General features: G+C 61.8%; 10 protein-coding genes. 3 read left to right on the plus strand and 7 right to left on the minus strand.

Translation table 11 applies throughout. The features are described from left to right. The first annotated feature begins 33 nt into the window (after positions 1 to 33). From FGW20_RS02775 to FGW20_RS02785, 3 genes are all read left to right on the plus strand, one after another. Positions 34 to 411 (plus strand): cell division protein SepF, encoded by a 378-nt coding sequence (locus FGW20_RS02775; RefSeq protein ID WP_301676568.1) that lies wholly within the window; start codon positions 34 to 36, stop codon positions 409 to 411. Then, a complete protein-coding gene (locus FGW20_RS02780) occupies positions 411 to 938 on the plus strand; it encodes a ZPR1 zinc finger domain-containing protein (RefSeq protein WP_301676569.1) in 528 nt (175 codons plus the stop codon). The genes FGW20_RS02775 and FGW20_RS02780 overlap by 1 nt, the downstream gene beginning before the upstream one ends. A 79-nt stretch (positions 939 to 1,017) precedes the next feature. Continuing rightward, positions 1,018 to 1,254: a hypothetical protein gene (locus FGW20_RS02785; protein WP_301676570.1), complete on the plus strand. Its 237-nt coding sequence runs from the start codon at positions 1,018 to 1,020 to the stop codon at positions 1,252 to 1,254. A 268-nt stretch (positions 1,255 to 1,522) separates the two neighbouring features. Here FGW20_RS02785 and FGW20_RS02790 read toward each other — a convergent pair whose 3' ends face one another. The 7 genes from FGW20_RS02790 to FGW20_RS02820 all read right to left on the minus strand — a co-directional run bounded on the left by FGW20_RS02790 (position 1,523) and on the right by FGW20_RS02820 (position 11,509). After that, positions 1,523 to 2,005, minus strand: a complete 483-nt coding sequence (locus FGW20_RS02790; protein ID WP_301676571.1) for a GNAT family N-acetyltransferase — start codon at positions 2,003 to 2,005, stop codon at positions 1,523 to 1,525. A 10-nt stretch (positions 2,006 to 2,015) separates the two neighbouring features. Continuing rightward, on the minus strand, positions 2,016 to 3,422 hold the full coding sequence (locus tag FGW20_RS02795; RefSeq protein ID WP_301676572.1) for a PAS domain S-box protein: 1,407 nt from the start codon (positions 3,420 to 3,422) through the stop codon (positions 2,016 to 2,018). A 28-nt stretch (positions 3,423 to 3,450) separates the two neighbouring features. Beyond that, a complete protein-coding gene (locus FGW20_RS02800; RefSeq protein ID WP_301676573.1) occupies positions 3,451 to 4,743 on the minus strand; it encodes an ATP-binding response regulator in 1,293 nt (430 codons plus the stop codon). 31 nt (positions 4,744 to 4,774) lie between these two features. Further along, complete coding sequence (locus FGW20_RS02805; protein WP_301676574.1) at positions 4,775 to 7,081, minus strand: hybrid sensor histidine kinase/response regulator; 2,307 nt, start codon at positions 7,079 to 7,081, stop codon at positions 4,775 to 4,777. Between the two features lie 11 nt (positions 7,082 to 7,092). Continuing rightward, positions 7,093 to 9,453, minus strand: a complete 2,361-nt coding sequence (locus FGW20_RS02810; protein WP_301676575.1) for a methyl-accepting chemotaxis protein — start codon at positions 9,451 to 9,453, stop codon at positions 7,093 to 7,095. Positions 9,454 to 9,604: 151 nt separating this feature from the next. Then, positions 9,605 to 10,585, minus strand: a complete 981-nt coding sequence (locus FGW20_RS02815) for a chemotaxis protein CheW (protein ID WP_301676576.1) — start codon at positions 10,583 to 10,585, stop codon at positions 9,605 to 9,607. 63 nt (positions 10,586 to 10,648) lie between these two features. After that, on the minus strand, positions 10,649 to 11,509 hold the full coding sequence (locus tag FGW20_RS02820; protein WP_301676577.1) for a DUF4097 family beta strand repeat-containing protein: 861 nt from the start codon (positions 11,507 to 11,509) through the stop codon (positions 10,649 to 10,651). Positions 11,510 to 11,800: the final 291 nt, after the last annotated feature.

Below are 11,800 nucleotides of genomic sequence, written 5' to 3' on the forward strand. Positions count from 1 at the left end.
ACAATTAAATAAAATTCATTCCTCAATTTTTCTATGGTTAAAAAACTCTTTGACAGCATTCTCGGCAAAAGTCCGGCACGGAACGAAGAGGACTACATGGAACTCGATCTTGCTTCCTACGAGGGACCGAACGACGAAGAACCGGCATCCATGTACGTTAAGATCGCCACCATCGCCGACCTCAAAGATACCCCCCGCGTCAAAGACGAGGTTTACAACGGCAATATCGTGATCGTCGACATCGGGCGGCTGAAGATGGATAAGGTGACGTTCGAGCGGGTCTTAAAGGATCTTCGCGACGTGGCAAAGGACGTGAACGGCGACATCGTCGGCCTCGGCGAGCAGAAGTACGTCGTCATCACGCCCATGTCCGTCAAGGTCTCCCGCGAGAAGATCGGCGGGGGCCTCTAGTGCAGGAGTCCCATTCGGGAACCTGTCCCGCCTGCGGGAGCGAGATCCGGATCGTCCATCACCGTCTCGACATCCCTCACTTCCCGGATCTCCTGCTCGTAGCAATCGCCTGCGAGGCCTGCGGCTACCGGCACACCGATACCATCATCCTCGGGGAGGGTGAGCCGGTCCGGTGGACGGTGCGGGTGGAGGAGCCCGAAGACCTCGCCATCCGGGTGGCGCGGAGCACGACGGGGAGGATCGAGATCCCGGAACTCGGCCTCGCGGTCGAGCCCGGCACCGCCTGCGAGGGGTTCGTCACCAACATCGAAGGGGTTCTCCACCGCTTTGAGCAGGCGGTACAGACAGTCCTCGCGAACCCCGAGAGCGAAGACGAGCGGGCGGCCGCACTCAGGATGATGGAGACGATCGCCGCCGCACGGGAGGTGGCCTTCCCGTTCACGGTCATCCTCGAGGATCCTGCCGGAAATAGCGCGCTCGCCGGTGAGAATGCCGAAAAGATGCTCCTCGATCAGGGAGAAGACTGACCCTTTTTTTTTTAATCGCGGGGGGGTTAATCTGAAATAGGACCTCTCCCCATACGGCAGCGCCGTGAGGTGAAGAGCAATGGCACGAACAATATCGGTGCTGAAATGGGAGAACGAAGCGGAGGTCGAGAACGCCGTTCACGACATAAGAGCGGAAATAGGCGAGCGAGGCGGTCTCACCAAGGATACCGAGCGGGCGATGCAGCACTCGTTCCTGGTGGCTGATCCCGACCTTGCGAACCATTTCCTGCGGCTGATTCGCGAACAGGTTCCCGGTGCATTGCACTACTTCGAGGAGGAAGGCGGCGGGGCGTGAGTGGCGGCTGCCGGAACGGCAGGAGCCTGGCCCCCGGAGGTGTGACTTACGACGTTTCGTCAGGAACGGAGTTTGAGCACCGTTAGGTGCGATGAATGTCGTTCTTCGCGTGAATTACTTGCCGGGGATAACGATACAGTCTCAGTACTTCGCTGAAATGGCTGAGGTCGTTCTCAAAAGGTCAACCCGTCGACTTCCCTTTTTTCGAAGGGAATGGAGTTTGAGCACCGGAGGTGCGAGTGCGGTGGAAGTCCGTGAGCCGCCGGGCCTACAACAACCCGGCTCTCCTGAACATCGGCCGGACCTCGGCCCCCTCCATGTTCCCCGCGGCCCAGGTGTAACGCTCCCGGATCCCGGGCGGGAGGTCGCGTTCCGGTATCGATACGAACCTGAACTCCGCGTAAAACCCGGCGAGGCTCTCGACGGCGTACATGTAGAGATCGTCGTTGTGGCAGGCCACAACAAGGGCGGCCATCGTCGTGCGGGCATACCCCTTGTTGCGGCAGCCCTCGGGCGTGAAGACGCCGTCGACCTCCAGGCCGCCGGGATGCCTCCTGCACCGGGCGAGAGAGACGATCTGCCCGGCAAGGAAGGTCGCGAAGACCCGGTCTCGTGCAGGATCGCCGATCGTGCCATGGTAATCGCGCCAGACCTCGTCCGCGGCGGAGAACTCCGCGCTTGTCAGTTCACGAACCTCCGGTCGGATTCCGACCGCTTTTGTGCCCGATTCTGGAAGAACGGCAGTTATCATCTCTTTCACCTCAGACAATCCTGTAGCCCTCAGACGGCACCAGGATCTCGAACCTCGCACCCGTCCCGAACGTCCCGGTCTCGCGGATCGCGATCCCGGTGATGGCAAGTATCTCGTGGGCAAGGAAGAGCCCGTGCCCGTAACTCTCCGGCTTCTGCCCAAAAAGGCCTCTCTTCTCCGCGTCGGGGATGCCGGTCCCGTCGTCCTCGACGATGATTGCGCACCCCTCCGGGCGCAACTGGTAGGTGACAACGATCCTGCTTGCCTTCGTCGCCGGAGCGAGCGAGTTCTCAAAGAGGTGAGTAAAGACCATCGCGAGGTGGGGGTCGGCGAAGATCTCGAGCCGTTCCGTCCACGCGTCGAAGGAGACGTCCCCGAAGGAGAGGCCTGCGGCAGCTCTCCTGACGGCCTGCTGCACCGGGATCCATGCCGGCGGCGACGTCCCGATGTCGCGGAACTCGCGGGAGATCTCGATCTGCCGCCGGATTCCGCTTGCGGCATTGTTCAGGTCGTCGATGAAGGAGAGGACCTCGGGATCGTCGAACTTCATCACGCCCAGCGAGAGATGCCCATACAGGACCGCAAGCCGGTTCGCGAGGTCAGTGCGCAGGATCCCCGTGAGGGTGTTGAGCTGGCGCCCGGTGTTCTGCAGCGCGGCCTCCGTCATGACCTCGTCGTTGACGTCCCGGATGGACTCGATCGCCCCGGTGACCCGTCCGCTCCGGTCGAGAAGCGTGGTCGCTGCGAACCTGATGTGCGCACCCCGCCCGCCCCTGAGAAGAGGGGTGTAGACCTCCGCGACAAGGACGTCGCCGCTCCTTCTGACCGACGGATACCCGGCCTCGGGATCGCCCTGGAGAATCCGGTCTGCAAGCAGCGGCCGCGCCTCACCGTAAAAGGGCACGGCGTACTCGTAGTCCCCCCGGCCGAGCATGGCCTCTTTCTTCACTCCGGTCATCTCCTCGATCGCGCGGTTCCAGGCGATGACCCTCCCCTCGCGGTCGATGGCGAAGGTAGCGTCGGGCAGGAACTCGATGATCTGGTTCATCTGCTGCTCGGACTCACGGAGTTTCGTTGCCAGGAACGCAACCACCCAGCCGATGAGGACGAGGAGGATCGCACGGGGAAGGATGGTGTACGCGAGCAGAGGAGCCGGCGGGGAGAGGAAGTAGGTCGTGACGGCGTAGATGGATGCAAAGCAGACGGAGAAGAGGATGCCCCGGCGCGGGTACCAGTAACTCGCGAGGATGATTGGGATGGTCAGCGGGAGGGTAGGGAGGGGGAGAAGCCCTTCCGGTGCGCCGAGGACCATGGCGAGCAGGTTTCCGCCGAGGGTCAGCACGGCTAGCCCGGCGATGATCGCGATGCGGTTGCGCGTATCGGTGATAAACGTGGTCTGGATGTCGGTGACGCTCATGAGGGAAGCCTGCGGTTATGGTCTCGGTTCATTCGGTCTGCCGGCCGGGAGCACGGATCACTTTTGCCGGGCAGAGGAGTTCGAATCGTGCTCCGCTCCCGGGGATCCCCGTCTCCTGGATGGTGATCCCGGTTATGGCCAGGATCTCCCGCGCGAGGAAGAGGCCGAGCCCGGTATTCATGCCGTGCGCGTAGGAAAAGATCTTCTCCTTATCCCCGGCAGGAACTCCCACGCCGTCATCCTCGCAGAGGATGGTGTAGGTCTCTCCATCCTGTTTGAGGCTGAAGGTGATGGTGGTGACCGCCTCCCCGTAGCGCAGCGAGTTTTCGATGAGGTTCGAGAAGACCTTCTCGATGAGCGGGTCGGCGAAGATCTCCACCCCCGCCGGAATGGCGTTCTCAAGGGTTACCTTGCCCGTCGAGACGTAGTTCTCCGACCGCTCCACAAGCGTCCTGATCTCCTGCCAGGTTGGAGCCGCTGCCCCCACCTTCTGGTACTCCGCCGTAAACCGGACGGTGTTGTTGATCCGGTTCACTATCTCGGCAGCGCTCTCGACGTGACGCCACGCGTTTTCCGGTTCCCGCTCGCGCAGCACCTGGGCCAGGTCGAGATACCCCCAGAGCGCCGCGAGCTGGTTTAAGAGGTCGTGACGGGTGATGCTTGCCATGAGCTGGAGTTTCCTGTTGGCTTCCGCAAGCGCTTTTTCCACGCGCCGCCGTTCCTGGTTCTCGGCGGCAAGGCTCTCGTTACTGCGCGAGAGACCCGCGACGGCTTCCTGGAGCTGCTCGTTTAAGGAGTGCAGCTGCTCCTGCGCCTCCTGAAGTTCGGTGTTCTTCGACACCGCGATGGTATACGTCGAGAGGAGGGTGTTTAAGATCTTGAGCCGTCCTGCGCTGATGGTATAGGTGTTGCCGGCGAAGGGAATCTCCAGTTCGGCGGGAGATTCTTCTGGTTCAGGCATCTCCCGCGTCCGCATGACGGCCTCGATCTGGGAGCGGACGTGTTTGGGGTCGACAGGTTTGACGATGAAACTGTCCGCTCCCGATGCCAGCCCTTTCAGCACGTCGGCAGGATCGAAGAGGTTGGTGACCAGGATGACGGGTATATCCGGGTTCTGCTGCTTGATCCGGCGGCAGAGTTCGTACCCGTCCATCTCCGGCATCATGATGTCGGTCAGGACGATATCGGGCATATCGACCTCCATCCGCCGTATCGCCTCGATGCCGTCAGCAGCCAGAACGACGTCATACCCTTCCGTCTCAAGAACGTAGCGGATGAACTCGGCCTGTGTCCTGCTGTCCTCTACCACCAGAACGCTCATTTTGGTTCCTCCTTCATGCTTTCCTTCCATATCATCCCTGGATCTCTCCCTCACGGCGATGGGTCAGGCGCCGGACTATCTTGAGAAAATCTTCTGCCTCAAAGTTCTTCTTGACGATATATGCATCCGCCCCGACCGCCTTTCCCCGTTCCCGGTCCTCGGGCGAATCGAGCGAAGTGACCAGCGCCACCCGGATCCCGGCAAGTTGTCCACCTTCGGCCCGTATCTTCTCGGTGAGCGTGAAACCGTTCATCCGGGGCATATCGACATCCGAAACGACCATATCAAACTCATGCTGCTTAAGCCTTGCGAATGCGTCGATCCCGTTAGAAGCGGTCTCAACACGATATCCTGCCCCTTCGAGAACGCTCCGTAGCAGGGCACGTGACGTAACCGAGTCCTCGACAACCAGGATCCGCCGCTCTGCCTCCCATGGGAGTGCTGATGTCGATACCGACCGCTCCGCCTGCATAGCGTCCTGGATCAGTTCGAGGGGATCGAGCACGAGTGCCAGACGTCCGTCCCCGAGGATCACGGCTCCGTCGATCCTCCGCACGGAGGTGAGCTGACTGCCGAGTGGTCGGACGACGATCTCCTGCACCCGGATCACCTCGTCGACCATACACGCGATCTGCCCGGCCCCGTATGCGATGATGACGAGGGGTTTCGGCCGTTCTTCCGCCATGACGGGGTCGGACGGGGGGATGCCCAGGGCATCGCTGAGCCGGATGACCTCGATCGTCTCCCCTGAGAGCCGGATCGTCGGCCGGCCCCTGGAGATGGTCAGGGAGTCCGGGCGAACCCGGAGAACCTGCTTCACCTGCTGCATCGGGAGGACATATACCTGCCGTTCAGAACGAACAAGCAGCCCGCGGAGGGTGGCCATCCTCACCGGGACGGTCAGGGTGATCGCCGTCCCCTTCCCGACGGCCGAGGAGACCGTCACCTCCCCCCCGAGACGGGAGACAGTGTCTTCCACGATTGCAAGCCCGAGCCCCCTCCCCGAGAGGTCGGTGACGATCCGGCTCGTGGTCATCCCCGAGCGGAAGATGAGCCAGATCGCCTCGCTGTCCGTGAGGCTTGCGTCCTCCTCGGGCGTGATCACCCCGTTCTCGACGGCGGTCCTCCGGATCGCTCTGCTCTCGATGCCGGCACCATCGTCGGCCACCTCGATGCCGACCCTGCTCCCCGACCGGGGGAAGACCCGGATCCGCACGGAACCGGTGGCGGATTTTTGCTCTGCTCTCCTGACCTCCGGGCTCTCGATGCCGTGATCGATGCTGTTCCTGATGAGGTGCATGACCGGCCCCTTCAACGCATCGAGGATACGGCGGTCGACTTCGATCTCTCCGCCCTCGATCGTGAGGTCGACCGATTTCCCCGAGGTGCGGGAGAACTCTCTCACGAACGCGGAGAGCGGGGCAAATGTGGTTGAAGCCGGGAGCAGTGCGGCGTCGTGGATGAGGTCGGAGATCTCAGAGGTGCTCGTCTCGAGCGCCGACCGGTCGATCTCCATGAAACGCAGGTGCGTGACGAGGTCGTGCTGCAGGTTGGTTACGAACTCGCGGTTGTAATCCAGGAACTCGACCGCCCGCTGGAACGGCAGGACGAGATCGGGGGGAATCGCCGCCTTCTCTTCCCCGAAGGCCTTCCTGCGGATCATCTGCAGGTCGTTTAACGCCTGGGAGTGGTTCCACTGCCAGAGGGAGAAACGGGTCATCATCTCCTCGAGCTCGCGTATCCTCTGCATGATGAAGAGCCGGGTCGTGAGGAGGCTGTCGGCTCCGGCGGTGAGCCGGTCGAGCTTGTGGGCGGCAATCCGCACCGTGCTCCGGTCGGTCCCCTGCTCGCCGCCGTTATAACCTCCTGGCGCGCCGTAAGCGTGGTTCTCCCGGGGAGGCGAACCCTGTTCGGCCGGCTGATCGCCCGCAAAATCGCTCCGTTCCGTCTTTTCCCGGTCGGGGATGGCCCGGAGCGCCCCGTTAATCTCCGCCGGTGAGGTATCGGGCCGCTCTCCCTGGAGAAGACTCTTGATTACCGCCATTGTCCGGTGGAAGAGGTCGAAGTCGTCCACCCCCGGGACGAACTCGCCCCGCTTCACAAGAGAGAAGGCGGTCTCGAGGTTCTGGCAGATCGACTCGATCTCCCGGAAGTTGACCGCCCGTGCGGCACCTTTCAGGCTGTGGACCGTCCGGTAAACCCGCTCGAGCAGGTCGGGCGTCGGCCCGCTCTTCTCAAGCGCGATCAGCCCCTCGGTGATTGTTTCAAGGTACTCGTCCGCCTCCTCGCGGAACGTCTCGAGGAGACGGGCACGAAATACATCGTCCGATCCAGTCATGGCAAGTCGTGCTAGACCCGGTACTGCTGGGTGATCCTCTTTAAGCGAGCACCGAGCTCGTGCAGATCCTCGGCGGTCTTCTCCGCCTTATGGGTGGTCTCGAGGTTCTTCTGCGCCGCGTCCCGGATGTTCTCCATTGCGCTCGAGATCTGGTCTATACCTGAGGCCTGCGTCTGGATCGAGGAAGCGATCTCGATGACCTCCTGCGAGGTGTCTGCTATCGACTGGGTGAGCACCTCGATAACCTCCTGTGCGTTGCTCGTCAGCTGGGCCGCATCCGCGACGGATCGGATCCCCTGCTCGGTCGAGGTCGCGGTCGAGGAGACCCCCTGCTGGATATCCGTGAGGATAGCCCGGATGTTCGAGGTCGCTTTCTTCGACTGCTCGGCGAGGTTATGGATCTCGTTTGCGACGACGGCAAACCCTTTCCCGAACTCTCCGGCCTTCGCGGCTTCGATGGAGGCGTTCACCGCGAGCAGGTTGGACTGTTCGGAGATGTCGGTCACGGTCGCGATGATCTCGCCGACGGCCTGGCTCTGCTCAGAGAGCCGGATGACGTTCATCCGGACGACATCCATCTCCCGCTGGATCTGGTTCATACCTTCAAGGGTCTCGCGCACGGACTTCTGGCCGCCCTTCGAGACTTCCAGCGCCCGCATTGCCTTCTCGGAGACTCCTTTCGTCTTCTGATTCACGAGTTCGGTCTTCTTCCTGACGCTCTCGACCGAGTCCGAGGTCTCGTTCACCGTCGTAGCGGTCTGGGAACTGGCTGCGGCAAGTTGGGTCGTGACCGCCAGGATCTCGTTTGAAGCGAGCGAGAGAACCGAGACACCCTCATAGAGTTCCTCGCTGATCAGTTTCATCAACCGCGAGAGTTCGATCCCGATGGTGTTGAGGGCGTCGCGGTAGGCGACGAACTCCCCGGCGACCGGGATATTCTCGTCGAACCGGGCGGTGAAGTCGCCGGATGCGTAGAATCGCGCAAGCCGCATCGCCTCGTTCACCGGCTCGGTGATCGACTCGAGGGTCTTGTTGAACCCGGCGATGATCATCCGGTAGCCGCCGCGGAACGCTTTCTCGTCCCCGCGGATGGAGAGATCGCCCGCACGGGCGGCGTCGGTAAGTTTGAGCGTCTCTTTGTGGAGGTGGTCGAGTGACTGGACCATCATCGCGAGCGCGGGACGGATCTCGTCGCCTTCGTCGGCGACCGGGAACTCCTGGACATACTCGCCGAGAGCGATCTTTTTGAGGTTCCCGACGACGTTCTCCTGGAGATCGCCGGCGAACTCGTCCATCGTCCTGGCCATGACTCCGATCTCGTCCTGGCGCCTGATGTTGAGCCGGGCGGAGAGGTGGCCGCTACGGAGCTCTTTGAGCATCAGGACGACCTGCTGCAGGGGATCGGCGATCGAGCGGCCGAAGAGGATGGCGATCGCAACGCCGATGGCGATGGAGGCAAGGACGACGAAGACGATCGTGTTCCTGATGGTGTCTATCGGCCCGGTGAAGTCGGAGAGCTCGGCACGCGAGACGATGTGCCAGTCGAGCGGTTCGAAGTAGGTGTAGGCGTCGATCATATCCGTTCCGTCGACCTGGTGGCGGATGATGCCGACCTTATCCTCGATCATCTCCTGGATATAGTCCTCGTCGGCCTTGCTCTCCCCCTCCTGGGATGGGTGTATGAGCAGCTGGCCGTTGCTATCGACGACGAACATGTAGCCGTTTTTGCCGATGACCGTCTCTTTAAGGCTCGACTTGACGACGTCGAGCGTCTCCTGCTCCTCGGTTCCGACGAAGAGAACCCCAATGATGTTTCCGCGGCTGTCCTTTATCGGTTCGTACGCGGTGACGTAGCGCTTGCCGAAAAGGTCACGGCTCCCGTAGTAGGTCTCCCCCTGGTTCACCACGACGTCGTAGACGTTCTGGGTCAGCTCGGTCCCGACCGCTCTCGTCCCGTCGGTTCCGATAACGTTTGTAGAGACCCTGATGGCATGGTCGTCGTAGACCTGGAAGACCGTCGCCGCCCCACCGACCAGGGACTGCACCTGGTCGACGATCTCGAAGTTGTCGTTGATGGTGTACGGGTTGCCGTTACCGTCCACCAGGGCCAATTTCCCGTCTATGACCTCCGGGGTTCCCCGGGCGTAGAAGTTCTCCCGGAGGACGTTGAGATCGCTGTTCACCTTATTGCGGGTGAGTTTGTAGACGTCGTTGGTCCATCCCCGCGCGTCATGCACCTGTGTCTCGAGCAGCGTCTCGATCTGGTCGTTAATCACACCGCTCGAGCTGGTATACGCCACTATCCCGAGCATAAGCGTCGGGATGATCGCCAGAAACAGGCATATGACGAGGATCTTCGTCCCGACTTTCATGTCTGAAAAAAATGTGAGCATGCTACTTCCGTTCCACCCGCTCTTGTACGACGACTTAATAGATTGGTGCACACCCCGGGATAAATAATGATCTGTCTCGCGAATGGCGTTTAAAATCTGCCTTTTCCCTTAATGGGTGGATAAAATCGGTTTATTTTCTTGTCTGGCCGATCATCATCGCGGGGTCGGCGAGGATCGCCGCCGCATCGAGGACGAGCACCGATCCTTCCGTGACACCCAGAAGATAACGCTGTTCGATCGGGGTCGTTTCAGGCTCTACAGGGGAGAACTGGTCGGTCGGTCGGATGTAGATGTCCGTGATATAATCCGCAAGAATTCCGAAGGTCACCGTTCCGTCGGAGAGGACGATGACCCGGTTGAGGTCGGTCAGGCCACGTTTCGGTATCGAGAAGAGTGCGCGGAGATCAACGACGGAGATGATCTCCCCTCTGACGGCACAGATACCGACGATGAAGTCGGGCACCCCGGGAACCGGGGTGATCTCGTGCATGATGAAGACTTCGCGGATGTACTGCGTTTTGATGGCATACTCCTGGTCTGCGAGCCTGAACGTGAGGAGTTCTGAGAACGGTATCTCGCCTGTCTCCTCCTCCTCCGGCTGCGCGAACGCCCGTGCCCGTTCTGTGAGGACCTCACCGGCCTTTTCGGCGTCGTGAGGCGGTGTCCCCCCCCCGGTTCCGGCCGTGCCGGGCCGGAGGGGGTACTGCGCGGTCTCTTCTGCTGCAAGGAACGCGCCGAGGTCGTAGATGATGATCTTCCCGTCTTCGGTCAGCACCATGCCGGGAGGGGAGGAGGCGTCGGCTTCGGGCGGGAACTGGATCGGGCTCCCCTGCACCCCCTGCACCCCGTCCGCCCAGAGGGCCACGCATTCCCCGGAGAGGTGAGCGATGACGAGGACGTCGGTGGGGAGCGGAGGGCGGTCGGCAAGCCCGAGAAGTCTCCGGAGCGAGTAGACCGGGACGGTTCGGCCGCGCAGGTTCATGGTTCCCGCGCCCCCACGGCGTTTGCCGGTCGGCGGCTGGAGTTCCACCATGCCGACGACCTGCCGGGTCTCGGCAAGAGGGAGAGCGCAGGTCAGCCCCTCAACGGTGAAAAACAGAAGATGTGTCATGGCGGATCATCGATGTTCGAAGGTTTGTCCGGAGCGATTAAAAGGTTAGGGGAGGTGCGCCGGTCAGGGCCCGAAGAGGTCGATCCCGGCGTTCGAGGTTTTGACGGTGACGGTCGGCCCCCCGCTGCCGAGTGTTCCCGAGACCGAGGTTCCCGTCGACTCTTCGAGCCGGAGCATAAGATCGTGAACCGTTATCCTGGCGTTCGAGGTGGTGGCGACCACCCGGGCGTCCAGATCCTCTGCGAACCTGAGCGTGATCCCGGCGTTGCTCGACGAAATCGTTACATCTTCCCGGACGGCGGGAATCTCGGCGATGACTTCTCCGTTCGAGGTTGCGAGACCTGCGATACCCCCGCAGTCCTCCACCGTGATGGCGGCGTTGCTGGTCGTCGCGGTGACGTATCCTTCGGCCCCACGGATATCGATCCGGCCGTTCGAGGAGGTTGCCGTGAGATCCCCGCCGGGAGCGTCGTCGACGATCACCCGGCCGTTTGATGTCAGGAGTTCCGTCTCCTCGACCCGCACCCCCGAGAGTTCGATCCCGCCGTTCGAACTCTCGATCCTTCGCAGGACAACGGTCGGCGGCAGGGATATCGTGTAGTCGACACTCACCCGCGGGTTGAAACTGGTGTGCACCGTCTCTACCCTGAGGGGATCGCCCTCCGTCACCTCGATCCTGACCTTCTCGAGTTCGCCCCGGCCGTAGACGGATCGCTTGACCGCCGTGATGCCGACGGCCTCCCCCTCGCGGACGTTCACGGCGACGTTTCCGTTGCGGTTGATCACGACGATACCGCTCTCCGGCTCCACCGTGACCGTCCGTTCGAACTGCTCGGTCTCCTCCGGGCCCGGCACCCCGGTGCATCCGGAAAGAGCGGTGGTGAGGACAGCGAGGGCCAGCACCGCGTATACGGTTGCCTGCATGGTCGTTCTCTCTGCTTCGATAGGAGATTACCCTTATGTCGGCTTTGTTGAAACCCTCTCCCGGAGGATGAATTATCTCCGGATAATCCATGTCTCACCGACGCACGCGAAGGCGCGAAGAACGCGAAGTCTGGATGGGTATTGACTGTCTCCCTTCGCGGCTTCGCGGCTCGAAGCCTACGGCTTCTCACGCTCCCGTCCTGTGGACAGTCGCGGCTCGCACCTACGGTGCTCAAGCTCGCTGCGCTCGCACTTCGCGTGAGACCCACATCACCCGCCTCTATCGGCAAC

Source organism: Methanoculleus methanifontis (assembly GCF_030464365.1).
In the GTDB taxonomy this organism is placed as follows: Archaea; Halobacteriota; Methanomicrobia; order Methanomicrobiales; family Methanoculleaceae; genus Methanoculleus; species Methanoculleus methanifontis.

Coding starts and splice junctions, on each gene's coding strand:
- FGW20_RS02805 (WP_301676574.1), bottom strand. CDS start 7,081: ATGACTGGATCGGACGATGTATTTCGTGCCCGTCTCCTCGAGACGTTC.
- FGW20_RS02790 (WP_301676571.1), bottom strand. CDS start 2,005: ATGATAACTGCCGTTCTTCCAGAATCGGGCACAAAAGCGGTCGGAATC.
- FGW20_RS02775 (WP_301676568.1), top strand. CDS start 34: ATGGTTAAAAAACTCTTTGACAGCATTCTCGGCAAAAGTCCGGCACGG.
- FGW20_RS02795 (WP_301676572.1), bottom strand. CDS start 3,422: ATGAGCGTCACCGACATCCAGACCACGTTTATCACCGATACGCGCAAC.
- FGW20_RS02820 (WP_301676577.1), bottom strand. CDS start 11,509: ATGCAGGCAACCGTATACGCGGTGCTGGCCCTCGCTGTCCTCACCACC.
- FGW20_RS02785 (WP_301676570.1), top strand. CDS start 1,018: ATGGCACGAACAATATCGGTGCTGAAATGGGAGAACGAAGCGGAGGTC.
- FGW20_RS02800 (WP_301676573.1), bottom strand. CDS start 4,743: ATGAGCGTTCTGGTGGTAGAGGACAGCAGGACACAGGCCGAGTTCATC.
- FGW20_RS02810 (WP_301676575.1), bottom strand. CDS start 9,453: ATGAAAGTCGGGACGAAGATCCTCGTCATATGCCTGTTTCTGGCGATC.
- FGW20_RS02815 (WP_301676576.1), bottom strand. CDS start 10,585: ATGACACATCTTCTGTTTTTCACCGTTGAGGGGCTGACCTGCGCTCTC.